17 protein-coding genes are annotated in these 23,587 nt (G+C 70.5%); 4 read left to right on the top strand and 13 right to left on the bottom strand.

What is annotated here, in order from left to right:
* Window position 1: 1 nt before the first annotated feature.
* Both pruA and ABZS61_RS22970 read right to left on the bottom strand, forming a co-directional pair.
* On the bottom strand, window positions 2-1,633 hold the full coding sequence (pruA, locus tag ABZS61_RS22975) for an L-glutamate gamma-semialdehyde dehydrogenase (protein ID WP_356424200.1): 1,632 nt from the start codon (window positions 1,631-1,633) through the stop codon (window positions 2-4).
* Window positions 1,634-1,690: 57 nt separating this feature from the next.
* Window positions 1,691-2,617, bottom strand: coding sequence for a proline dehydrogenase family protein (locus ABZS61_RS22970; protein WP_356424197.1), 927 nt, complete (start codon window positions 2,615-2,617; stop codon window positions 1,691-1,693).
* A 180-nt stretch (window positions 2,618-2,797) separates the two neighbouring features.
* Here ABZS61_RS22970 and ABZS61_RS22965 point away from each other — a divergent pair, with 180 nt between their 5' ends.
* Window positions 2,798-3,937 (top strand): helix-turn-helix domain-containing protein, encoded by a 1,140-nt coding sequence (locus ABZS61_RS22965; protein WP_356424194.1) that lies wholly within the window; start codon window positions 2,798-2,800, stop codon window positions 3,935-3,937.
* A 94-nt stretch (window positions 3,938-4,031) separates the two neighbouring features.
* Here the strand turns inward: ABZS61_RS22965 and serA are convergent, their stop codons facing one another.
* From serA to ABZS61_RS22935, 6 genes are all read right to left on the bottom strand, one after another.
* Window positions 4,032-5,624 carry a phosphoglycerate dehydrogenase gene (serA, locus tag ABZS61_RS22960; RefSeq protein ID WP_356424191.1) on the bottom strand — a complete coding sequence of 531 codons (1,593 nt, stop codon included), beginning with the start codon at window positions 5,622-5,624 and terminating at the stop codon, window positions 4,032-4,034.
* A 300-nt stretch (window positions 5,625-5,924) separates the two neighbouring features.
* Window positions 5,925-6,923, bottom strand: coding sequence for a ketol-acid reductoisomerase (gene ilvC, locus ABZS61_RS22955; RefSeq protein WP_356424188.1), 999 nt, complete (start codon window positions 6,921-6,923; stop codon window positions 5,925-5,927).
* A 106-nt stretch (window positions 6,924-7,029) separates the two neighbouring features.
* Window positions 7,030-7,557 (bottom strand): acetolactate synthase small subunit, encoded by a 528-nt coding sequence (ilvN, locus tag ABZS61_RS22950; protein WP_356424185.1) that lies wholly within the window; start codon window positions 7,555-7,557, stop codon window positions 7,030-7,032.
* 27 nt (window positions 7,558-7,584) lie between these two features.
* The gene (locus ABZS61_RS22945; protein WP_356424182.1) at window positions 7,585-9,435 is read right to left on the bottom strand and encodes an acetolactate synthase large subunit; all 1,851 of its coding nucleotides are present in this window, start codon (window positions 9,433-9,435) and stop codon (window positions 7,585-7,587) included.
* A 223-nt stretch (window positions 9,436-9,658) separates the two neighbouring features.
* Complete coding sequence (locus ABZS61_RS22940; protein WP_356424179.1) at window positions 9,659-12,487, bottom strand: EAL domain-containing protein; 2,829 nt, start codon at window positions 12,485-12,487, stop codon at window positions 9,659-9,661.
* A gap of 268 nt (window positions 12,488-12,755) precedes the next feature.
* Window positions 12,756-13,706: a 2-hydroxyacid dehydrogenase gene (locus ABZS61_RS22935; protein WP_356424176.1), complete on the bottom strand. Its 951-nt coding sequence runs from the start codon at window positions 13,704-13,706 to the stop codon at window positions 12,756-12,758.
* A gap of 131 nt (window positions 13,707-13,837) precedes the next feature.
* On the opposite strand from ABZS61_RS22935, the gene ABZS61_RS22930 reads away from it, so the two are divergent.
* From ABZS61_RS22930 to ABZS61_RS22920, 3 genes are all read left to right on the top strand, one after another.
* Window positions 13,838-14,794, top strand: a complete 957-nt coding sequence (locus ABZS61_RS22930) for an aldo/keto reductase (RefSeq protein WP_356424334.1) — start codon at window positions 13,838-13,840, stop codon at window positions 14,792-14,794.
* 93 nt (window positions 14,795-14,887) lie between these two features.
* Complete coding sequence (locus tag ABZS61_RS22925; RefSeq protein WP_356424173.1) at window positions 14,888-16,105, top strand: PQQ-dependent sugar dehydrogenase; 1,218 nt, start codon at window positions 14,888-14,890, stop codon at window positions 16,103-16,105.
* 37 nt (window positions 16,106-16,142) lie between these two features.
* Window positions 16,143-16,337: a DUF6191 domain-containing protein gene (locus ABZS61_RS22920; protein WP_356424170.1), complete on the top strand. Its 195-nt coding sequence runs from the start codon at window positions 16,143-16,145 to the stop codon at window positions 16,335-16,337.
* A gap of 64 nt (window positions 16,338-16,401) precedes the next feature.
* Here the strand turns inward: ABZS61_RS22920 and ABZS61_RS22915 are convergent, their stop codons facing one another.
* From ABZS61_RS22915 to ABZS61_RS22895, 5 genes are all read right to left on the bottom strand, one after another.
* A complete protein-coding gene (locus ABZS61_RS22915) occupies window positions 16,402-19,515 on the bottom strand; it encodes an AAA family ATPase (protein WP_356424167.1) in 3,114 nt (1,037 codons plus the stop codon).
* 50 nt (window positions 19,516-19,565) lie between these two features.
* Window positions 19,566-19,751 (bottom strand): hypothetical protein, encoded by a 186-nt coding sequence (locus tag ABZS61_RS22910; RefSeq protein WP_356424164.1) that lies wholly within the window; start codon window positions 19,749-19,751, stop codon window positions 19,566-19,568.
* A gap of 201 nt (window positions 19,752-19,952) precedes the next feature.
* A complete protein-coding gene (locus ABZS61_RS22905; protein ID WP_356424162.1) occupies window positions 19,953-20,594 on the bottom strand; it encodes a hypothetical protein in 642 nt (213 codons plus the stop codon).
* Between the two features lie 52 nt (window positions 20,595-20,646).
* Entirely contained in the window at window positions 20,647-21,201 is a 555-nt protein-coding gene (locus ABZS61_RS22900; RefSeq protein WP_356424159.1) for a GNAT family protein, read from the bottom strand.
* A gap of 18 nt (window positions 21,202-21,219) precedes the next feature.
* Window positions 21,220-23,439: an MMPL family transporter gene (locus ABZS61_RS22895; protein ID WP_356424156.1), complete on the bottom strand. Its 2,220-nt coding sequence runs from the start codon at window positions 23,437-23,439 to the stop codon at window positions 21,220-21,222.
* Between the last annotated feature and the right edge of the window lie 148 nt (window positions 23,440-23,587).

Raw genomic sequence — 23,587 nt, 5'->3', positions numbered from 1 at the left:
GTCAGCCCTGGTGGGGGTAGGTGTAGTCGGTCGGCGGGACCAGCGTCTCCTTGATGGCGCGGGTCAGCGTCCAGCGCTGCAGGTTCTGCGGGGCGCCCGCCTTGTCGTTGGTGCCCGAGGCACGGCCGCCACCGAAGGGCTGCTGGCCGACGACGGCTCCGGTCGACTTGTCGTTGATGTAGAAGTTGCCGGCGGCGTAGCGGAGCTTGTCCATCGTGTACGCGGCGGCCGCCCGGTCGTTCGAGATGACCGCGCCGGTCAGCGCGTAGTCGGAGACCGACTCCATCTGCTCCAGCATGGCGTCGTACTTCTCGTCCTCGTAGACGTGCACCGCGAGGATCGGGCCGAAGTACTCGGTCGTGAAGACCTCGTTGGCCGGGTCGTCGCACGCGATGACGGTCGGGCGGACGAAGTAGCCGACGGAGTCGTCGTACGTACCGCCCGCGACGATCGTGCAGGTCGGGTCGGCCTTCGCGCGGTCGATCGCGGCCTTGTTCTTCGCGAACGAGCGCTCGTCGATGACGGCACCGATGAAGTGCGACAGGTCGGTGACGTCACCCTGGGTGATGGAGTCGACCTCGGCCGCGAACTCCTCCTTGAAACCGGAGTTCCAGATGGAGGCCGGGACGTACGCACGGGAGGACGCCGAGCACTTCTGGCCCTGGTACTCGAAGGAGCCACGGGTCAGCGCGGTCTTCAGGACGGCACGGTCGGCGCTCGGGTGCGCGACGACGAAGTCCTTGCCACCGGTCTCGCCGACGAGCCGCGGGTAGGTGCGGTAGTTGGCGATGTTGTTGCCGACCGTCTTCCACAGGTGCTGGAAGGTCGGGGTCGAGCCCGTGAAGTGGATGCCGGCCAGGTCGCGGTGGTTCAGCGCCACCTCGGAGACGGCCTTGCCGTCGCCCGTGACCAGGTTGATGACGCCCTTGGGCAGACCCGCTTCTTCCAGGAGCTGCATCAGCAGCACGGCGGCGTGGGTCTGCGTCGGGGACGGCTTCCACACGACGACGTTGCCCATGAGGGCGGGCGCGGTGGGCAGGTTGCCCGCGATGGCGGTGAAGTTGAAGGGGGTGATCGCGTAGACGAAGCCCTCGAGCGGGCGGTGGTCCATGCGGTTCCACACGCCGGGAGAGTTCGCCGGGGGCTGCTCGGCGAGGATCTGGCGGGCGTAGTGCACGTTGAAGCGCCAGAAGTCGACGAGCTCACAGGGGCAGTCGATCTCGGCCTGCTGGGCGGTCTTGGACTGGCCGAGCATCGTGGACGCGGCCAGCGTCTCGCGCCAGGGGCCGGACAGCAGCTCGGCGGCGCGCAGGATGATCGCGGCGCGGTCGTCGAAGGACATCGCGCGCCAGGCCGGGGCGGCGGCGAGGGCGGCGTCGATCGCGTCCTGGGCGTCCTGCTCGGTGGCGCCGGCGAAGGTGCCGATGACGGCCTTGTGGTTGTGCGGCTGTACGACGTCGAAGCGCTCGCCGCCACCCATCCGCTTCTCGCCGCCGATGGTCATCGGCAGGTCGATGGGGTTCTCGGCGAGCTCCTTGAGCTTCACCTCGAGGCGGGCCCGCTCGGGGGAACCCGGGGCGTAGGAGTGGACCGGCTCGTTGACCGGCGCGGGGACCTGGGTGACAGCGTCCATGAGTGCCTTGTCTCCTTGGTTGGGGTGGATGGTCGGCCGGGCAGGTCAGCCCTTGGTTCAGCCCTTGGTGAGGATGGAGCGGGCGAAGAACAGCAGGTTGGCCGGCTTCTCCGCGAGGCGGCGCATGAAGTAGCCGTACCAGTCGGTGCCGTACGCCGTGTAGACACGCATCCGGTGGCCCGCGGCCGCGAGCCGGATCTGCTCGTCGCTGCGGATGCCGTACAGCATCTGGAACTCGTACTCGTCCAGTTTGCGCCCGGCCTGGCGGGCGAGCTCCTGGCCGATGGCGATGAGACGCGGGTCGTGGGAGCCGATCATCGGGTAGCCGTCGCCCACCATGAGGATCTTCAGGATCCGGACGAACGCCTTGTCGATCTCAGGCTTCTGCTGGTACGCGACGGAGGCGGGCTCCTTGTACGCGCCCTTCACCAGGCGGACCCGGCTGCCGGCGTCGGCGAGGCGGCGGGCGTCGTCCTCGGTGCGGAACAGGTAGGCCTGGATCACGCAGCCGGTCTGCGGGAAGTCCTTCCGCAGCTCCTCGTGGATGGCGAACATCGAGTCGAGGGTGGTGTGGTCCTCGGCGTCCAGCGTGACCGTGGTGCCGATCGCGGCAGCGGCCTCGACGACCGGCCGGATGTTGGCGAGCGCCAGCTCGTGGCCGCCGTCGAGGGACTGGCCGAACATCGACAGCTTGACCGACATCTCGGCCCGGGTGCCGAGCCCGAGCTGCTCGAGCCGGCCGATCAGCTCCAGGTAGGCATCGCGCGCGGCGGCGGCCTGCTCGGGGGTGGTGATGTCCTCACCCACGACGTCCAGGGTGACCTCGAGGCCGTGGTCGGCCGAGTCCTGGACGACCTGGACGACCTGGTCGACGGCCTCGCCGGCGATGAACCGGGCGACGACCTGCTTGGTGCCAGGGGCTGCCGAGATGAAACGACGCATCTTGTCGCTGCGGGACGCGGCGAGAATCACGGGACCCAGCACGGGGCACCTCCACGGAATATACGAACGAGGGCCGTACCGGTACGCATACGAACAGACCGGGACGGCACGGAGAACCACCGTGAAATCTAGGGATCCTTCCGATCGTGTGCCATCGACACCTGTCACGCATCCGTGGCCACTCCTTCAGACATATGTCTGAAGAGATGCGAGACTGGCCGGGTGAAGGGCGATTACCAGGAGCTGGTCGACGAGATCTCCGCGCTGCTCGGCGCCCCCGCGATCCTGGAGAACCGGGACTTCGTCCTCATCGCCTTCGGGGCCCACGACAGCGACGACGACACGGCGATGGACCCCGTCCGTACGCGCTCGATCCTCACCCGGCGCTCCACTCCCGCGGTCCGGGCCTGGTTCGAAGGCTTCGGCATCGCACGCGCGACCGGCCCGGTCCGCATTCCGGCCGCCCCGGAGGCCGGAGTGTTCCGGGACCGGATCTGCCTTCCGGTACGCCATCGGGGTGTCGTACTCGGATACGTGTGGCTGCTCGACGCCGACGCCCGCCCGACCTCCGACCAGCTGACCGCGGCGATGGACGCGGCGGCCCGGATCGGGGGGCTGCTCTCCGACGAGGCGCGGGCGGGCGCCGACCTGTCCCGGGAGTTCGGCGCGGTGCTCGCGGCCGGGCGGGGATGGCAGCGCGACATGGCGGTGGCGGCGCTGCACGAGGCGCTGGGCCCGGACGCGGAAGGGCTGCACACCGTGGTGTGCGTGACTCCGTGGCCGGACGAGGCGCCCTCGGTCCGGACGGTGCCTTCGGCGGCGGCCCTCGCCACGGTCGCCGTGGCGGGCACTCTGTCGCTGGCCGCGCTGGTACGGCTGCGCTCCCCCGACACCCTGGACCCTGCGACGACGGCCGCGGACCGCCTGCGCGCCACCGCTGGGACCACCGCCACGGGCGGGATCGCGGTCGCCCGCCGAGGTCTGGCGGAGCTGGCCGACTCCTGGCACGAGGCCCTGTCCGCGGCCCGCGCGGCCTCGGTGGAATCCCGCTTCGGTCCCGTCGCCGACTGGCGGGCCATCGGCCCGTACCGGCTGCTGGCCTCGCTGCCCCTCGGCCAGGACACCGCCCCGGACCACACGGTCCGCACCCTGCTGAGCCCGCCGCACGCGGAACTGGCCCGCACCGCCGAGGTGTTCCTCGACTGCGCGGGCCAGGCGAGCCGGACGGCAGCCGAGTTGGGCATCCACCGCCAGACGCTCTACTACCGCCTCGCCCGGGTCCAGGAGCTCACCGGGCTCGACCTGAACGACGGCGAGGACCGGCTGCTGCTGCACATGTCGCTGAAGGCCGCGCGGCTGTAGGACGGTTCCCGTGACCGGGGTCCGGACAGCACCGCACCCGGCAGGCAGACGGTCGTCTGCCTGCCGGGTGCGGTTGCTGCTGTTCTGCCGGTGGTCAGTCGGTGAGGTTCACCGAACGGGCCGAGGCGGCGCCGATCTCGTCCGCGATCTCGGTCAGGACCGACTGCGGGACGTCGTCGTCGACGGTGAGGACGACGAGCGCCTCGCCGCCCACGGCCGCCCGCGAGACCTGCATGCCCGCGATGTTCAGGCCTGCCTCGCCGAGGATCTTGCCGACCGCGCCGACGACGCCGGGACGGTCCTCGTACCGCAGGACGACCATGTGGTCGGCGAGCGCCAGGTCCACGTCGTGCTCACCGATGGCGACGATCTTCTGGAGGTGCTTGGGGCCGGCCAGCGTGCCGGAGACCGCGACCTCCTCGCCGCTGGACAGCGTGCCGCGGACGGTCACCACGTTGCGGTGGTCCGGCGACTCGGAGCTGGTGGTGAGGCGGACCTCGACACCGCGCTCCTGGGCGAAGAGCGGGGCGTTGACGTACGACACCGTCTCGTCGACGACGTCCTCGAACACACCCTTGAGCGCGGAGAGTTCGAGCACCTTCACGTCGTGCTGGGTGATCTCGCCGTAGACCTCGACGTCGAGGCGGGCCGCGACCTCGCCCGCGAGGGCGGTGAAGATACGGCCGAGCTTCTCGGCGAGCGGCAGCCCGGGACGTACGTCCTCGGCGATCACGCCGCCCTGGACGTTGACCGCGTCCGGCACGAGCTCACCGGCGAGCGCGAGGCGGACGGACTTGGCGACGGCGATGCCCGCCTTCTCCTGCGCCTCGTCGGTGGAAGCGCCGAGGTGCGGGGTGCAGACGACCTGGTCGAACTGGAACAGCGGGGAGTCCGTGCAGGGCTCCTTCGTGTACACGTCCAGACCGGCGCCGGCGACCCGGCCCTCCTTGAGTGCGGAGGCGAGCGCCTCCTCGTCGACGATGCCGCCGCGCGCGGCGTTGACGATCCGCACCGAGGGCTTCACCTTGTGCAGCGCGTCGTCGCCGATGAGGCCGAGCGTCTCAGGGGTCTTGGGGAGGTGCACCGTGATGAAGTCGGCGACCTCGAGCAGCTCGTCCAGGGAGAGGAGCTTGACGCCCATCTGCGCGGCGCGCGCGGGCTGCACGTAGGGGTCGTACGCGACGATCTTCATACCGAACGCGGACATGCGCTGCGCGACGAGCACGCCGATGCGGCCGAGGCCCACGACGCCGAGAACCTTCTCGCTGAGCTCGACGCCCGTGTACTTCGAACGCTTCCACTCGCCGTTCTTCAGGGCGGTGTTGGCCTGCGGGATGTTGCGCGCGGTGGCTACGAGCAGGCCGCAGGCGAGCTCGGCGGCCGTGACGATGTTGGACGTCGGCGCGTTGACGACCATCACGCCGGCCTTGGTGGCCGAGGAGACGTCGACGTTGTCCAGACCGACGCCCGCGCGGGCGACGACCCTGAGCTTCTTCGCGGCGGCGATGGCCTCGGCGTCGACCTTGGTGGCGGAGCGCACCAGGATCGCGTCGACATCGGCGATCGCGGGGAGGAGTTCGGCGCGGTCCGCGCCGTTGCAGTGCCGGATCTCGAAATCCGGACCCAGAGCGTCGACCGTGGCGGGCGACAGCTCTTCAGCAATGAGTACGACAGGTTTCGAGCTCACGTGTGTCCTCACAAGTCCAGTGCGGACGGCCGTCCCGACGGCCGCAGGCGGTGGAGGGGCTAGCCGCGTGGAAGACGCACGACACTGTGGGCCCTGACGCGTGTATGTGTTGAGAAGTGTAGTCATGCGGCCGGACGCGATCTGCGCCCCGGTGGAAGGATCACCCGCACGAGGTGGACGGCCTGTACAGACGTACGGTGCCGTCTCCTGCCACCGCCCCTCCCCCGCAGTGACACGGGCGTGGGACAGACCGTGCGCCGAGGGGCGGGCCCGTGCGGACCCGCCCCTCGGCCAAGAGGCTCAGGCCTCGTTGTCGACCCAGCTCATGAGCTTGCGCAGCTCCTTGCCGGTGGTCTCCAGCAGGTGGTCGCTGTCGGCCTTCTTGTACTCGTTGTACTTGGGGAGACCGTTGTGGTACTCCGCCATCCAGGCCTTGGCGAAGGTGCCGTCCTGGATCTCGGTGAGGACCTTCTTCATCTCGGCCTTGGTGGCGTCCGTGATGATGCGCGGGCCGGTGACGTAGTCGCCCCACTCGGCGGTCTCCGAGATGGACCAGCGCATCTTCTCGAGGCCGCCCTCGTACATCAGGTCCACGATGAGCTTCAGCTCGTGCAGGCACTCGAAGTACGCGATCTCCGGCTGGTAGCCGGCCTCGGTCAGCGTCTCGAAACCGGCCTTGACCAGGGCGGCGGTGCCACCGCAGAGGACGGCCTGCTCGCCGAAGAGGTCGGTCTCGGTCTCCTCGGTGAAGGTCGTCTTGATGACGCCGGCGCGGGTGCCGCCGATGCCCTTCGCGTAGGAGAGGGCGAGCTCCAGGCCCTTGCCGGTGGCATCCTGCTCGACGGCCACGATGCACGGGACGCCGCGGCCTTCCTCGTACTGGCGGCGGACCAGGTGACCCGGGCCCTTCGGGGCGACCATACAGACGTCGACGCCGGCCGGCGGCTTGATGAAGTCGAAGCGGATGTTCAGACCGTGGCCGAAGAACAGCGCGTCGCCGTCCTTGAGGTTGTCCTTGACGGACTCCTCGTAGACCTGGGCCTGGATCGGGTCCGGGACGAGGATCATGATGACGTCGGCCTCGGCGGACGCCTCGGCCGGGGTCACCACACGCAGGCCCTGCTCCTCGGCCTTGGCCTTGGACTTCGAACCCTCGTGCAGACCGACTCGGACGTCGACACCCGAGTCGCGCAGCGACAGCGCGTGGGCGTGGCCCTGGCTGCCGTAACCGAGGACCGCGACCTTACGGCCCTGGATGATGGACAGGTCGGCATCGTCGTCGTAGAACAGCTCGGCCACTGGGTCTTCTCCTTGGTGTGCAGGTGTTGCGTCCCACCGTACGGCGGGGTGCGTCAGATACGTTGTCGGGTCTCGCCATGCGAGCGGCGAGGCAGCCCCTGAATGATTACGCCGAGCGGTCGAGCGCGCGCAGAGAACGGTCGGTGATCGAGCGCGCGCCGCGCCCTATGGCGATGGTGCCGGACTGGACGAGCTCCTTGATGCCGAACTGCTCCAGCATCTTGAGCATGGCCTCCAGCTTGTCGGCGCCCCCGGTCGCCTCGATCGTGACGGCCTCGGGGGAGACGTCGACGGTCTTGGCGCGGAACAGCTGGACGATCTCGACGATCTGGGAGCGGGTCTCGTTGTCGGCGCGGACCTTCACCAGGACGAGCTCCCGCTGGATCGCAGCGGAGGGCTCGAGTTCGACGATCTTCAGGACGTTGACCAGCTTGTTGAGCTGCTTGGTCACCTGTTCCAGGGGCAGGCCCTCGACATTCACCACGATGGTGATGCGGGAGATGTTGGGATGCTCGGTGGTACCGACCGCGAGCGAGTCGATGTTGAAGCCGCGCCGGGAGAACAGGGCCGTGATCCGGGCGAGGACACCTGGCTTGTTCTCGACCAGGACGGAGAGCGTGTGCTTGGTGGACATGGAGTCGTCTCTCTCTGTCTCTGTCTCTCAGTCGTCTTCGTTGTCGCCGAAGTCGGGGCGGACACCGCGGGCTGCCAGGACCTCGTCGTTGGAGGTGCCGGCGGCGACCATCGGCCACACCATGGCGTCCTCGTGGACGATGAAGTCGATGACGACCGGGCGGTCGTTGATCGCGTTCGCCTCGGCGATGACCTTGTCCAGGTCGGCCGGGTCCTCGCAGCGGATCGCGTAGCAGCCCATGGCCTCGGACAGCTTGACGAAGTCCGGCACGCGGGTGCCCTTCGCCGGGGCGCCGTCCGTGTCCGCGCCGGAGTGCAGCACGGTGTTGGAGTACCGCTGGTTGTAGAAGAGGGTCTGCCACTGGCGGACCATCCCGAGGGCGCCGTTGTTGATGATGGCGACCTTGATCGGGATGTTGTTGAGCGCGCAGGTGGTGAGTTCCTGATTGGTCATCTGGAAGCAGCCGTCGCCGTCGATCGCCCAGACGGTGCGGTCCGGCATGCCGGCCTTGGCGCCCATGGCGGCCGGGACCGCGTACCCCATCGTTCCGGCGCCTCCGGAGTTCAGCCAGGTGGCGGGCTGCTCGTAGTCGATGAAGTGCGAGGCCCACATCTGGTGCTGGCCGACGCCCGCCGCGAAGATCGTTCCTTCGGGGGCGAGTTGCCCGATGCGCTGGATGACCTGCTGCGGCGAGAGACTGCCGTCCTCCGGCAGGTCGTAGCCGACCGGGTAGGTGTCGCGCCAGCGGTTGAGGTCCTTCCACCAGGCGGTGTAGTCGCCGGTGTTGCCCTCGGTGTGCTCGGCCTGGACCGCCTGGACGAGATCGGCGATGACCTCACGGGCGTCACCCACGATCGGCACGTCGGCGGCGCGGTTCTTGCCGATCTCGGCCGGGTCGATGTCGGCGTGGACGATCTTCGCGAACGGGGCGAAACTGTCCAGCTTGCCGGTGACACGGTCGTCGAACCTGGCCCCGAGCGCGACGATCAGGTCGGCCTTCTGCAGCGCGGTGACGGCGGTGACCGAACCGTGCATGCCGGGCATTCCCACGTGCAGCGGGTGGCTGTCGGGGAAGGAGCCGAGCGCCATCAGCGTGGTGGTGACGGGCGCCCCGGTGAGCTCTGCCAGGACCTTCAGCTCGGCGGTCGCGCCGGCCTTCATGACGCCGCCGCCGACGTACAGCACCGGGCGCTTGGCCTGGGTGATGAGCTTGGCGGCCTCGCGGATCTGCTTGGCGTGCGGCTTGGTGACCGGGCGGTAGCCGGGCAGGTCCATCGCCGGCGGCCAGCTGAAGGTCGTCTTCGCCTGCAGCGCGTCCTTGGCGATGTCGACGAGGACCGGTCCCGGGCGGCCGGTGGAGGCGATGTGGAAGGCCTCGGCGATCGTGTGCGCGATGTCTTCGGCGCGGGTGACCAGGAAGTTGTGCTTGGTGATCGGCATCGTGATGCCGCAGATGTCGGCTTCCTGGAAGGCGTCCGTACCGATGGCGGCGGAGGCCACCTGGCCGGTGATCGCGACCAGGGGCACGGAATCCATGGCCGCGTCGGCGATCGGGGTGACCAGGTTGGTGGCACCCGGGCCCGAGGTGACCATGCAGACGCCGACCTTGCCGGTGGCCTGCGCGTAACCGGTGGCCGCGTGACCGGCACCCTGCTCGTGGCGGACCAGGATGTGGCGGACCCGGGTGGAGTCCATCAGCGGGTCGTACGCCGGGAGGATGCAGCCGCCGGGGAGCCCGAATACGGTGTCGGCCCCGACTTCCTCGAGAGAGCGGATGAGGGACTGCGCGCCCGTGAGGTGCTCAACGGAGGCGGAGGACGGTCCGCCGTTACGGGCCCGCGGCTGCGGGTGGTGGGCCCCGGTGGCCTGCTCGGTCATCGGCAATCTCTTCTCGAAGCTGAGGGTTTATGCGGCTTGTTTGTGGGGTTTTGAGTGGTGCCGGTGCAACAAAAAACCCCTCGTGCCGTGAGGCAAGCGAGGGGAGCGCGCCGGTGCGGTCTGCAAGGTGTCCATGAGTGACCCTGCTTCAGCCGACGCGCTTTCCAAGTACGAGAATTCGGGTGCGCATGGCATTGACCCTCTCTCCGGCACGCATACGGTGTCAAGTAGGTGGGACGGGCGTCTCACCATGTGAGCGGCTCTGGAGCGGGATCGAGCCACCCGCCAGAACGGGCTGCGCGGTGGGACCACCCCCTGGAACAGGGAACTTGCCACGGATCAGGGCGCGCCGCAGCCGATATTCGTCAAGTGGCCCGGAGAAGGCCATCCCCTGTCCATGCGTACATCCCATGGCCCGCAGCGCGCGCACCTGCTCGGGCAGATCCACACCGTCGGCCACGGACTGCATACCGAGGTCGCAGGCGATACGCAGCAGCCCGCTGGTGATCTTGTGCAGCCGGGCGGACTCCACGACACCCTCGACCAGGCCGCGGTCCAGCTTCAGTACGTCGATGGGCAGGCGGCGCAGTGCGTTGATCGCCGCATAGCCGCTGCCGAAGCCGTCGAGCGCGATCCGTACGCCGAGCCGGCGCAGCGCGACCAGGCGCTGCTCGAGGTCGTCGAAAGCGATCCGCGGGTCACTGTCGGCCACTTCGATCATGAGGGCACCGGAAGGCAGCCCATGCCGGGTGAGGAGCGCTTCCACGGTGCCGAAGGGCAGTGAGCGGTCGAGCAGCCGTCCGGCCGACACACGCACGGACACCGGGACGGGGTGACCGGCCCTGGCCCGCTCGGCGGCCTGCTCGACAGCCTCCTCCAGCAGCCAGCCGCCGAGTTCGGCGGCGCGGTCGCTGTCCTCGGCCACACGGAGGAATTCGGCGGGGGTGAAGAGGATGCCCTGCGCGGAGCGCCAGCGCGCCTGGGCGGCGACGGCCGCGACGGTACCGCTGGCCAGATGGATCACGGGCTGGTGCAGCAGCGCGAACTCGCCGTCCCGGAGGGCCGTGCGCAGCCGCGCCGCGACCTCGGAGCGGCGGACGACGTCGGCCTGCATCTGGGGGGCGTAGAGCTCGACCCGGTCCTTGCCGCTCGCCTTGGCGCGGTACATGGCGAGGTCGGCATTGCGCATGAGGTCCTTGGGCGTGATGGAGGGCTCGGCGAAGGCCACTCCGATGGAGGCCGCCACCCTCACCTCTCCGGTTCCGATCCGGTACGGCTGGGAGAGCGTGAGGCGCAACCGGTCCGCGATCTCGTGGACCTGGCACTCCCGGGCAGCCTGGTCGCGGGTGCCGTCACCGATGATGAGCGCGGCGAATTCGTCGCCCCCGAGGCGTGCGGCCGTGTCGGAGGCGCGTACGGACTCCTGGAGGCGGCGGGCGGCCTGGATGAGCAGCTCGTCACCCGCCTGGTGGCCGATGGAGTCGTTGACCGCCTTGAAGCCGTCCAGGTCGATGAAGAGCACGGCGGTGCCCGGGTCGCCGGAGCGCCGGCCGCCGAGTGCCTGGCTGACGCGTGTGGTGAACAGGGCCCTGTTGGGCAGGTCGGTGAGCGGGTCGTGCTCGGCGTTGTGCTGCAACTGGGCCTGCAGCCGGACCCGTTCGGTCACGTCACGGCTGTTGAGCAGCAGGCCGCCCTGGTGGCGGTTGACGGTGGACTCGACGTGGAGCCAGTCGCCGGCCCCCGACCTGAAACGGCATTCGATCCGGGTGGTGGGTTCCTCCCGGGGCGGTGCCGCGAGGAACCGCCGGACCTCGTGGACGACCCTTCCGAGATCCTCGGGGTGGATGATCGAGGACAGCTCGGCGCCGACGAGGTCGTCGGCGTCCCGCCCGTAGACCCCGGCCGCCGCGGGGCTGACGTAGCGGAGTATGCCGGTGGGCGCGGCGATCATGATGACGTCGCTGGATCCCTGCACCAGGGAGCGGAAGTGGTTCTCCTTCTGCGCCAGCTCGTGGGTGAGCGCGATGTTGTCGAGGAGCATGATCGCCTGCCGGACGACCAAGGCGAGCACCACCGCGCAGCCGGTGAAGACCACGACCCGGTCGACGGTGCGGCCCTCCACCACGTTGTAGAGGATGCCGAGGGTGCAGACGGCGGCGGCCAGATACGGCGTGAGCGCGGCCAGGGAACCGGCGATGGGACGACTGGCGGTGCGCGGCTCGACGCTGGGCTCGACAGCGTTGTCCTGACTGCGACGGGCACCCCACGGCGCATAGGCGAGCAGCAGGGATCCTGCGAACCAGCCCGCATCGAGGAGTTGGCCGGACCGGTAGGTCGAGCGGAGCAGCGGCGAGGTGAAGACCGCGTCGCACAGCACTGTCAGGGCGAGTGCGGCGATGGCCGTGTTCACCGCGGAGCGATTGACGTGGACCCGCCGGAAGTGCAGGGCGAGCACCATGGAGACCAGCACGATGTCGAGCAGCGGGTAGGCCAGGGAGAGAGCGGCCCTGGCGACGCTCTCTCCCTCGGCGTTCGCGACATGGGCGGTGTGGGCGAGCGCGAGGCTCCAGGAGAGGGTGAGAAGGGACCCGCCGATCAGCCAGGCGTCCAGCACCAGGCAGACCCAGCCGGCCCGGGTGACGGGCCGCTTGGCAAGGACCAGCAGCCCGACGATGGCGGGCGGGGCGAAGCAGAGGAAGAAGACGTCGGCCAGGGACGGGGAGGGCACGGGGAGCCCCAGCACCACTTCGTACCAGCCCCAGACGGCATTGCCGCCGGCCGCCATCGCGGAGGAGAGCGAGAACAGCAGCCAGGCGGGCCGGAAGCGGCTGCCGCTCCTGCGTGCGTGGAGGAAGCAGGACACCGCGGCGATCAGGGCGGCGAGGCTGAGGCCGAAGTCGCCCATGAACAGGGCCAGTCCGGGTGAGCCCCAGCCGACCGCCGCCCCCACGGCGTAACCGGCGCAGACGGCGGCGAGGAGCAGTTGGGAGCGCAGTCCCGCGCTCCGGCCGGAGACCGGCCGCCGGGAGAGCAGCGCCCCGAGGGCGCTCACCGGAGAGCCCCCCGGGCCTGGCCCGGGGTCCTCGGCGCCGGTGACCGGCGCTGTCCGCTCTGCCGCGTCGGGTCGTCTCTCCATCGGCCGCACACCGTCCGTCGCCCCCTCGCGTTGCGCTTCCTCCCCGGCACCGCCCCTGCCGTGGCGCTGCCCCCTTCTGGACGATACACCAGAGTCGTCACGCAGGGACATAGCTTCTCTACTCTCCGTGACCACCTGGGGTGTTGTCGGAAACCACGTGCTCACGCGCTGTTCCGGAGCGTGCTCAGCCGGTCGTGAGCACCAGGTTGTGAACCTGCTCCCCTGCGGCGAAGCGGGTGATCTGGCCTGCGAGCAGACGCTTGGCGCGCGGCAGGAACGCCGAGGTGCTGCCGCCCACATGGGGGGTGATCAGAACGTTGGGAGCATGCCAGAGGGGATGGCCCGCGGGCAGGGGTTCGGGATCGGTGACATCGAGCGCGGCACGCAGCCTGCCGGACTCGAGTTCGGACAGCAGGGCCGCCGTGTCGACAACGGCTCCCCTGGCAACGTTCACGAGCAGGGCACCGTCCGGCATCGCGGCGAGGAACTCGGCGCCCACCAGCCCTTGTGTGGACGGGTTCAGCGGTGTGGACAGAATGACGATGTCGGCTTCGGGCAGGAGTGCGGGCAGCTCCTCGAGTGCGTGTACGGGACCGCGTGCGGATGCCCGAGCGGAGCGTGCGACGCGCACCACCCGCGCGCACTCGAAGGGTTCGAGCCTGTCCTCGATGGCCGCACCGATCGATCCGTACCCCACGACGAGTACGGACTTGTCGGCGAGCGCGGGGTAGAAGCCGGAGAGCCACTCCTCCTTGTCCTGGCCGTGCACGAAGCCCGGGAATCCGCGGAGCGAGGCCAGGATCAGGGCGAGAGCGAGCTCGGCGGTCGACGCCTCGTGAACACCCTTGGCATTGCACAGCCGTACACCGCCGGACAGGAGACCGAGTCCCGGCTGCACATGGTCGATGCCCGCGGACAGTGTCTGCACGACCCGGACGCCGGTCATCTCCTTGAGCGGGCGGACGGCGACCTCCGTTCCCTTCATGTACGGGACGACGTAGAAGGCGCAGTCCGCGGGGTCCGCCGGGTAGTCACGGCCGCCGTCCCAGAACCGGTAGTCGAGACCCTCGGGGAGCCCGTCGATCTCATCGGCCGCGATCGGCAGCCACACGTCGGAAGCAGGTGTCGAAGTCATGGTCAGGAGGCTATGCGAAGGTCACGGAGCGGCAGAGGCTACTTTGGGGTCCGAAGTGGCCCCGCGACAGCGGGACCGAGGGAGGGTTCGGGGAGTTGGAGCGCAGGACTATCGGTGCGGCGGCACTCGCCGTGGGCGCGGTCGGGCTGGGGTGCATGCCGATGAGCTGGGCCTACAGCACGTCGCAGCAGCGCGGCGACCGTTCGGTGCGGACGGTGCACGCCGCACTGGACGCAGGCGTCCAACTGCTCGACACCGCCGACATGTACGGCCCGTTCACCAACGAACTGCTGGTCGGACGCGCGCTCAAGGGGCGCCGCTCCGAGGCCTTCCTCTCCACCAAGTGCGGGCTGTTGGTGGGCGATCAGCACATCGTCGCCAACGGGCGCCCCGGATACGTGCGCCGGGCCTGCGATGCCTCGCTGCGGCGGCTGCAGACCGATGTGATCGATCTGTACCAGCTGCACCGGGCGGACCCCGAAGTACCGGTGGAGGAGACCTGGGGCGCGATGGCGGACCTGGTGACCGCCGGCAAGGTCCGGTCGCTGGGACTGTGCGCGGTGGGAGCACGGGCCGAACGGCGTCCGGGGGCACGGATGCACGACGGAACGATCCGGCAACTGGAGCGGGTGCAGCAGGTCTTTCCCGTCAGCGCGGTCGAGGCGGAGCTCTCCGTGTGGTCCCCTGAGGCGCTGGAGCGGCTGCTGCCCTGGTGCACGGCGCGGGGTGTCGGTCTGCTGGCGGCGATGCCACTGGGCAACGGCTATCTGACGGGGACGCTGAAACCGGGCCAGGGCTTCGAACCGGACGATCCGCGAGCCAGGCACCCGCGGTTCACGGCGGAGATGATGGCGGCGAACCAGCCGGTGGTGGCGGGTCTGCGGCGGATCGCGGAGCGGCACGGCGCCACTCCTGCCCAGGTGGCACTGGCCTGGGTGCTGCGCCAGGGCCGGCATGTGGTTCCCGTGCCCGGCGCGAAGCAGGAACGCTGGGCCGTGGAGAACGCGGGGGCCGCGGACCTGGTCCTCACGGACCGGGACGTGGCGGAGATCGCCGGGCTGCCGCGGGCCCGCGGGTCGTGGGACTGATCACGCGGCGGGACAATTGACGGAGATCGGGAACCCGTGGGCAGGCAGCGGTGTAAGAACAGTAGTCATGCGGCCGTCGAAAGGATCGGTGCTGTGCGCGGTGCTGTGTTCGGATCTGTGCAAACTCCCGCGGTGCGCAAGGGGGTAGTGGCCCTGCTGGCGGCAGCGTCGCTGCTGCTGTCCGCCGCCTGCTCCTCCGGCGGTGGGTCCGGTGACACGGCGGGCCGTGAGGGTGACACCTCGCCGCCCGCGAGCTCCTCCTCGTCTCCGCCCGCCTCGTCGAGCCCCGCGGCCGATCTGCCGCCGGCCAAGGGTTCCGTGGAGGTGGTCTCGACGCTCACGGAGGACCTCCCGTCGCCGTGGGGGCTGGCGGCGCTGCCCGGTGGCGATCTGCTGGTGGCCTCGCGCGACGAGGCGACGATCAGCCGGATCGACGGGGAGAGCGGCAAGAAGACCCTGCTGGGCTCCGTTCCCGGCGTAGCCGTCGGCGGTGAGGGCGGGCTGCTGGGACTGGCGGTCGCCCCGACGTACGGCGCGGACCATCTGGTGTACGCGTACTTCACGACCGAGTCGGACAACCGCATCGCGCGCATGCAGTACGACGAGCAGAAGCCGGCCGGCCGGCAGCTCGGTGCCCCGGACACGATCCTGCGGGGCGTCCCGAAGGGCTCCGTCCACAACGGCGGACGGATCGCTTTCGGCCCGGACCGCATGCTGTACGCGGGCACGGGCGAGACGGGCGACACGGGTCTCGCCCAGGACAGGACGTCTCTCGCGGGGAAGATCCTCAGGATGACGCCGGACGGTGAGCCGGTGCACGGCAACCCCGAGGCCGACTCGGTGGTGTATTCGTACGGGCACCGCAATGTCCAAGGGCTGGCCTGGGACAGCCGCAAGCAGCTCTGGGCGGCCGAGTTCGGCCAGGACACCTGGGACGAGCTGAACCGCATCGAGCCGGGGAAGAACTACGGCTGGCCGGACGTCGAGGGGAAGAAGGGCGAGGAGGGGTTCGTCGACCCGGTGGCCCAGTGGAAGACCTCCGAGGCCTCCCCGAGCGGTATCGCGTACGCCGAGGGCTCGATCTGGATGGCGGGCCTGCGTGGTGAGCGGCTCTGGCGGATTCCGCTGTCCGGCACGGCGGGCAAGGAACCATTGGCAGCGCCCCAGGCGTTCCTCGAAGGGAAGTACGGCCGGCTGCGGACCGTGCTCGCTGCGGGCGGCGACAAGCTGTGGCTGGTCACGAACAACACGGACGGACGGGGCACCCCGAAGCCGGGGGACGACCGGATCCTGCTGCTGAAGGTGCGGTAGCGACCCGCCGGGCGGCATGTCGGAGGGAGCACGGACGGTGTTCAACTTCTTCGAGGAGCTGTTCGCGCCGGGCCGTAAGCACACGGCCGAGGAGCAGAGACGGCTGGAGCTGAGCCGGGTGGACCTGGGCATCGGCGACCCTGCCCGGGGCCCGATAGACCTCACCTCCGGCCGGGTGACGGTGCGCCGCCCGACGACGGACCTCGCCGAACGACGCCCGTCCGGCGACTGAGGACACCTCGCTGCCACCCGCGTGGGCACGGGCGGCCTCCCCAGTCGCGCCGAGGGGCCGCGCGTCACCTCGCCGGGTACAACCGGAACCGGTGTGCGAGCGCGGCCGCCTCGCCCCGGCTGGAGACGTTCAGTTTGGCGAGGATGTTGGAGACGTGCACGCTCGCGGTCTTCGGCGAGATGTAGAGCTCCTCGGCGATCCTGCGGTTGGTGTAGCCGGCAGCGACCAGCCGGTGCACTTCCTGCTCCCGGGTCGTCAGGCCGAAGGACTCGATCGCATCCACGGCCGGGGCAGGTACGGCTGGGTGACCCCCGCCGTCGGCGGCGCCGGCACCCAGGACGTCCGCCTCGTCCACGTCGCCCCCAGCTGCCCCCGCGTCCCTCACTCCCCGCGCGGGCGCTGCGAGCGTGATGCGCGCACGGCCGGCGAGCAGCTCGACGCTCTCCGCGAGCGGCCGGGCTCCGAGCCGCTCCGCGACCGCGTGGGCCTCGCGCAGGAGGGCCGCTGCCGGAGCTCTGTCACCGGCCCCGGACGCGGTGAGCATCGCCTCCGCCCAGCGGTGCCGGATCCGGGCCAGTTCGAAGGGCCGCTGAAGAGGCCCGAAGGCCGCCGCGGCGCGTGACCAGTGGTCCGGGGTGTCGGCGCCCTCCGCACGGGCCAGTTCCGCCTCGATCAGCACACCGTAGGCCGCCCACACGGGGACGAGCATCGGCAGGCGCTTGAGATGGCCGCGGATGCGTTCGAGGATCGCCGGACGGCCCGGCTCGGTGGCGGGCAGCCCGCGCGCATCGGCCTCGATCGACGCCGCGACGTCCAGCAGCGGCAAGGCGTAGCGCTGGGTGCCCGGCGGGAAGCCCTCCTCGGACTGCACCTCGAACGCTGCCCGCGCCTCGGGGAGCCTGCCCTGCTGGGCGGCCAGGGCCATGGCGTAACGGACAGGGCTGATCAGATGCTGGGGCTGCGGGTCGTGACGGCCCAGAAGGCGCCGGTTCAGCACCAGTTGCTCCTCCGCCTCGCCGTAGTCGCCGCGGACGAGTGCCAGCTCCGCGCGGCGTGAGGCGATGAGCCCCTGGGACTTGCGGGACCGCGCGACCAGGTCCGCCGCGTCCAGGGCCGCCCTGCTCTCGTCCCAGTGCCCGAGGGAGAAGTACGACTGCGCCTGGTTGGCCAGGACCCATGCCTCGGAGTCGGGGATGCCGTGGCTGTGGCAGATCCGGATGCCGTGGTCGGCGGCGGCCACCGCTTCCAGGGAGCGGCCCGCGGACTCGAGCGAGGACGGCAGGTTGATGCTGGCACGGCTCATCACGCCCACCAAGTGCAGCTCTTCGGCCCGGTCGCGGACGGCGTACATCTCGGCGATCCCCTCCTCGACGCCGCCCGCGTCGATGGTGAGCCAGCCACGGGTGAGCCGGGCGTGCAGCTGGATGTACTCGTCGCCGACGAGTCGTGCGTACTCCACGGCACGGTCAGCCGCGGCCAGCGTGTCCGGGCCCGGCCGGTGCAGGGCACCCCAGCTCGCCACGTTGGCCAGCACGTCGGCGTGCACCGACGAAGGGTGCAGGCCGCGCACCAGCTCCTGGGCCGTGGCCAGTTCCTGCCAGCCGTCGCCCCGGGACAGGTGGTGTGTCAGCAGGGAACGCTGCACCCAGAACCAGGCCGCGCGCAGGGGGTCCGTGTCGCCGTCCAGGACGCGCAGGGCCTTCTTGGCGATGGCCAGGGCCCGTTCGCGGTCGCCGCCGAAGCGCGCGGCGACGGTGGCCTCGGCCATCAGGTCGAGGTAGCGCATCGGTGCCGTCTCGGGGTCGCACCCGCAGCCCGGGTAGACCTCGGCGTAGTCGATCGGGCGCAGGGTGGCACGCACCTCTTCCGGCACGTCGTCCCACAGCTCCATGGCCCGTTCCAGCAGGCGCAGTTGCTCGGAGTAGGCGTAGCGGCGGCGGGCCTCGACGGACGCACCCAGCACGGCGGGCAGGGCCTTGGCCGGGTCGTGCGCGGCGTACCAGTAGCTGGCGAGCCGGGCGGCACGTTCCTCGGCGCGCACGAGGGACGGGTCCGCCTCCAGCGCTTCGGCGTAGCGGCGGTTGAGGCGGTTGCGTTCGCCGTGCAGCAGGTCGTCGCTGACGGCCTCGCGGACCAGGGAGTGGCGGAAGCGGTATCCGTCGGAGTCGGGGGACGGCAGCAGCAGGTTGGCGCCGACGGCTGCCCGCAGTGCTTCGTCGAGGTCGTCCTCGGCCAGCCCGGCGACGGCGGCGAGGAGCCTGTGCTCGACCGTGGAGCCGCCCTCGGCGAGGATCCTGGCGATCCGCTGGGCGTTCTCGGGCAGTGCCTCGACACGTACGAGGAGGAGGTCGCGCAGCGATTCGGAGAGCCGGGAGCTGTCACCGCAGCACTCCACGCTGCGGGCGAGCTCCTCGACGAAGAAGGCGTTGCCGTCGGAGCGGTCGAAGATCTCGTCGACGAGCGAGGTCTCGGGCGTCGCGGCGAGGATGCCGGTGAGCTGCCGGCCGACCTCGGCGAGGCTGAACCGGTCGAGTTCGATGCGGCGGACGGTGCGGAGCCGGTCCAGTTCTGCCAGGAGGGGGCGCAGGGGGTGGCGGCGGTGGACGTCGTCGGCGCGGTACGTGCCGATGACGACGAGGCGGCCGTCGCGCAGGGTGCGGAAGAGGTAGGCGAGGAGGTGCCGGGTGGAGGTGTCGGCCCAGTGCAGGTCCTCCAGGACGAGGACGACCGTGCGGGCGGCGGAGATGCGCTCCAGCATCCGGGCGGCGAGCTCGAAGAGACGGGCGGTGCCGTGCTCGTCGTTCGATGCCCGGTCCGCTTCGCCCAGTTCGGGCAGCAGCCGGGCCAGTTCGCCTTCCTGACCGGCGAGTGCCTCGGTCAGTTCCTCGGGCAGCGCGCGGCGCAGGGCGCGCAGTGCCGTGGAGAACGGGGCGTACGGCAGGCCGTCGGCCCCGATCTCCACGCAGCTGCCGACGGCCACGACGGCCTCGCGTCGGCCGGCCGCGGCGAGGAACTCCTCGACCAGCCGGGTCTTGCCGACTCCGGCCTCGCCACCGATGAGCAGTGCCTGTGGCTCCCCTGCCGAGGCCCGGGCGAGCGCATCGGTCAGCGTGGCCAGTTCACCGGCTCGGCCGACGAACACGGGGCTGACGGTGTTGGTCTCCACATCGCTGAGCATCGCATATGCGTGCGACAGCGCGGTGGCTGCGGAAAGACGGACGCCCATCGTTACGCGGCATGCACGAACCGGTCGCTGCTCTTCGTCACCCGCCCCTCCGTGTCATCCGGTCCGGCACGGCGGGCCGAGCGGCGGGCGGCCCGGCGGGCGAGCACGGCCTGGCGCACGGTGCGCTGCTCGTCCGCCTCGCGGATCAGATCGGCGGCGTTGATCCGGTGGAGTTCGTAGGCGTACATGGTCTTCTCCCTGGTGACGACAGTTGGGGCACGGCTTCCTGCCGTGCCCCAACTGTCGTCTGCCAGGGGGTGCCGCCGCATCGGGCGAGTGCCGCATCCGAGAGGGGTCCAGTGCCTTAGTCCGGGGCGCCCGGTGCCTTAGGCGAAGGGTCGGCCCCTCGGTGCGGTCGGCCCCTCGGTGCGGTCAGCCCCTCGGTGCGGTCAGCCTCCGGTCGTCGGCGCGCCCGCGCTCGGCAGGGAGACGAAGAGGTCGAAGTACATGCCTACGGAGATGAGTACGCCGAGGACGCCCAGTGCGATGCCCGCCAGCGCGACAGCGCGGATCCAGCCCGGCTGCGGACGGTCGGAGGGTGCGCCGAAGGCGGGGCGCAGGAGGACGAAGGCGCCGACCAGCAGGGCGACGAGGGCGAAGAGCCCGTTGACGAGGGCCGTGGTGTGCCAGGCGTCGGCGTAGATCTCGGAGATCTGCTGGGCAGCGCTGCCGCCGCCGGAGGTCTTGATCTGGCCGATCAGGGTCTCGCGCTCGGCGGCGACCCGGCCGGTCCAGGCCCCCGTGAGGGAGACGATGCCCAGCCCGGCGGCGACGACGGCCCCGGCTCCGGCACCGATCCCGGCGGACTCGGCGGCTTCCGCCTCGTCGTAGGGGTCGGGCTCCAGGTCGTCGTCCTCCGCGGCCGCATGCCCTGCGGCATCGTCGGACGCGTTGTCGTCGGAGGCGCCGTCGGCGGGCTCCTTCTTCGTCAGGTCCGTCGTCAGGTCCGCAACGGCGCTCTCGTCCGCTGCCGCCGTGTCCTCGCGGTCGTCGTCGACGGCGGAGGTGGTCTTGGAGGGGGTGGTCTTCATGCGCCGCACGCTAGGGGGCCAGGATGAGAACCTTCTTAACGCGCGGCGCCTCTCACTCCCGCCCGACACGCCATTCGGAGGCCAGTACCGACCAGATCTCCTCGTCGTGCCGCACGCCCCGGTACAGATAGGCCTCGCGCAGCACGCCGTCGCGCGTCATGCCGAGCCGCTCGGCTGCCGCGACACTGCGGGTGTTGGCGGCGGAAGCGACCCACTCGACCCGGTGCATGCCGCGTACGTCGACGGCCCAGTCGATCAGCCGGCGCGATGCCCGGTTCACCAGGCCCCGGCCCTCCCCCGCGGGCTCCAGCCAGCAGCCGATCTCACAGTTCCCGGTCTCCGCATCGAATATCCGGAAAAGGACGCCCCCGACGAGCGTGCCGTCCAGCCAGATTCCGTAGAGCCGACCGGTGTCGGCAGCCTGCTTGTCCGCGTACCTCTGGAGCAGGGCGCGCGCGGAGGGGAGGTCCGTCGCGGCTGCGGCGAACGGGATCCAGGGGTCCACGAGGCCCCGCGCCCGGTCCATGTGGGCCAGGAACTCCTCCGCCTGCCAGGGCTCCAGCGGGCGCAGCTGCGCCCCGTCATCACCCAGGGACACCGCGAACATAAGAACTTCTCCTCGATCTCAGTGGACGCGCTGTGCGACGGCCCGGTCCTGGTCGTCGGCACGCTCCCCCGGGATTTTCGCATGGGGCGCCGGCCGGTCCGGGGGCTCGATGCTGATGCGCGGGAGCAGTCGGTCGAGCCGGGCGGGCAGCCACCAGTTGGCGCCGCCGAGCATGTGCATCAGGGCGGGCACCAACAGGGTGCGCAGGACGAAGGCGTCGAGTGCGACGGCGGCTGCCAGTGCGATGCCGAACATCGCGATGACGCGGTCTCCGCTGAGCACGAAGGCGAGGAAGACCGAGATCATGATGACCGCGGCGGAGTTGATCACCCGGCCCGTCTCGGCGAGACCCACGCGGACCGACCTGCGGTTGTCCCCGGTCTCCAGCCACTCCTCGTACATCCGGCCGACCAGGAAGACCTGGTAGTCCATCGAGAGCCCGAAGAGCACGGACACCATGATCACCGGGAGGAAGGGTTCGATCGGGCCGGCGCTGCCGAGTCCCAGCAGTTCGCTGCCCCAGCCCCACTGGAAGACCGCGACGACGACCCCGAAGGAGGCGGCGACGGCGGCCACGTTCATCACGGCGGCCTTCAGTGGGATGGCGAGGGACCGGAAGGCCATGAGCAGGAGCAGGCAGCCGAGTCCGATGACAACCCCGACGAAGAGCGGGAGTTTGCCGATGATGATCTCGGCGAAGTCGTCGTAGCTCGCTGTCACGCCGCCCACATGGACCTGGAGGGACGTGTTGTCCTGGACGGGCGGCAGCACGTCGTCACGCAGCCGGTCGACGAGTTCGCTGGTCCGCTGCGACTGGGGCGCTGACTCCGGGACGACGGTGACGAACGCCGTGTCGCCGCCGTTGTTGTAGGTCACCGGGCTCACGGAGGCGACGCCGTCGGTGGCCCGCAGCACGCCGGGCAGACCGTCGAGGGCGAGCCGGTCGTCGGCTCCGTCGAGGTGGGCGGCGATCGTCAGCGGTCCGTTGACGCCGGGGCCGAAGCCCTCGGCCAGCAGGTCGTACGCCTGCCGGGTGGTCGCCGTGGCCGGGTTGTTGCCCTGGTCGGAGGTGCCCAGGTGCAGCCCGAAGGCGGGCAGGGCGAGCGCCGCCATGATCGCGGCGGCGACCACTCCGAGCAGCTTGGGGTGCCGCTCGACGAACGCGGCCCAGCGGGCGGCGAAGCCGGTGGTGTGTTCCCGCTGCGGGCCGAGCTCGGCGAGCTGCCTGCGCTCGCGTCGGCTCAGCGCCCGCATGCCGATGAAGGAGAGCAGGGCGGGCAGCAGGGTGACGGAGGCGGCGACGGTCAGCACCACGGTGAGCGAGGCGGCGATCGCGACACCGTTGAGGAAGCCGAGCCGCAGGACCAGCATGCCCAGCAGCGCGACGCAGACGGTCGCTCCGGCGAAGACGACGGCGCGCCCCGTGGTCGCGACGGCGTTCTGCGCCGCTTCGGGCACGGACAGGCCGCGCTTCAGGCCTCTGCGGTGCCGGGTGACGATGAACAGCGCGTAGTCGATGCCCACGCCGAGCCCGACCAGCATGCCCAGCATCGGTGCGAAGTCGGCGACGGTCATGACGTGGCCGAGCAGCACGATCCCCGCGTAGGCCGTGCCGACGGAGACGAGGGCGGTCGCGATGGGCAGCAGGCTGGCGGCGAGCGAGCCGAAGGCGAGGAAGAGCACGACGGCGGCGACGACCACTCCGACGGCCTCGCTGAGGTGGACGCCCGGCGTTTCGGTCAGGGCGACGGCGCTGCCGCCGAGCTCGACCTGGAGCCCGTCGCTCTCGGCTGCCTTCGCGGTGTCGACGACCGCCTGGGCCTGTTCCCGCGGAATCTCGTCGGCCCGGTGGTCGAAGGTGATGGTGGCGTAGGCGGTGCGGCTGTCCGCGCTGATCTGTCCGTTGCCGTCGGCCTCGTAGGGTCCGGTGACGTCGCCGACTCCGGGCAGCGCGTCGACGGCCTGCAGCGTCCTGGTCATGGTCTGTTCGACGTCGGCGGCACGGACGGTGGGGCCGGTGGTGTGCCAGACGACGGTGTCGGTGTCGCCGCCGAGGTCGGTGAACCCCGCCTGGAGGAGTTCACCGGCGCGGCCGGACTCGGTTCCCGGCACCTCGTAGTTGTTGGAGTACGCGGAGCCCGCGACGACCGCTGCCCCTGCCGTGCCGCCGAGGGCGAGAAGCCAGATGAGGACAGCGGCGAGACGGTGCCTGAGGCACCAGCGTGCGATGGCGGCCAACGGACGTGCTCCCTGCGGGTTCGTGGACCATCGACGGGAATAAGGGGAACATCCCGAAAAAGTCGCATGACCTGAGGACCGTCACTCTGTCAGGCATTAGTGATCAATTGTCCTGTTCGTGGCCATGGTCACAACCTGCTGCACCACG

Source organism: Streptomyces sp. NPDC005566 (assembly GCF_040605575.1).
GTDB lineage: Bacteria > Actinomycetota > Actinomycetes > Streptomycetales > Streptomycetaceae > Streptomyces.
The sequence above is the reverse complement of the archived record's forward strand: the minus strand, read 5'-3'. Positions and strand labels throughout refer to the sequence as shown.

Coding starts and splice junctions, on each gene's coding strand:
- pruA (WP_356424200.1), bottom strand. CDS start 1,633: ATGGACGCTGTCACCCAGGTCCCCGCGCCGGTCAACGAGCCGGTCCAC.
- ilvN (WP_356424185.1), bottom strand. CDS start 7,557: ATGTCCACCAAGCACACGCTCTCCGTCCTGGTCGAGAACAAGCCAGGT.
- ABZS61_RS22945 (WP_356424182.1), bottom strand. CDS start 9,435: ATGACCGAGCAGGCCACCGGGGCCCACCACCCGCAGCCGCGGGCCCGT.
- ABZS61_RS22935 (WP_356424176.1), bottom strand. CDS start 13,706: ATGACTTCGACACCTGCTTCCGACGTGTGGCTGCCGATCGCGGCCGAT.
- ABZS61_RS22915 (WP_356424167.1), bottom strand. CDS start 19,515: ATGCTCAGCGATGTGGAGACCAACACCGTCAGCCCCGTGTTCGTCGGC.
- ABZS61_RS22910 (WP_356424164.1), bottom strand. CDS start 19,751: ATGTACGCCTACGAACTCCACCGGATCAACGCCGCCGATCTGATCCGC.
- ABZS61_RS22905 (WP_356424162.1), bottom strand. CDS start 20,594: ATGAAGACCACCCCCTCCAAGACCACCTCCGCCGTCGACGACGACCGC.
- ABZS61_RS22900 (WP_356424159.1), bottom strand. CDS start 21,201: ATGTTCGCGGTGTCCCTGGGTGATGACGGGGCGCAGCTGCGCCCGCTG.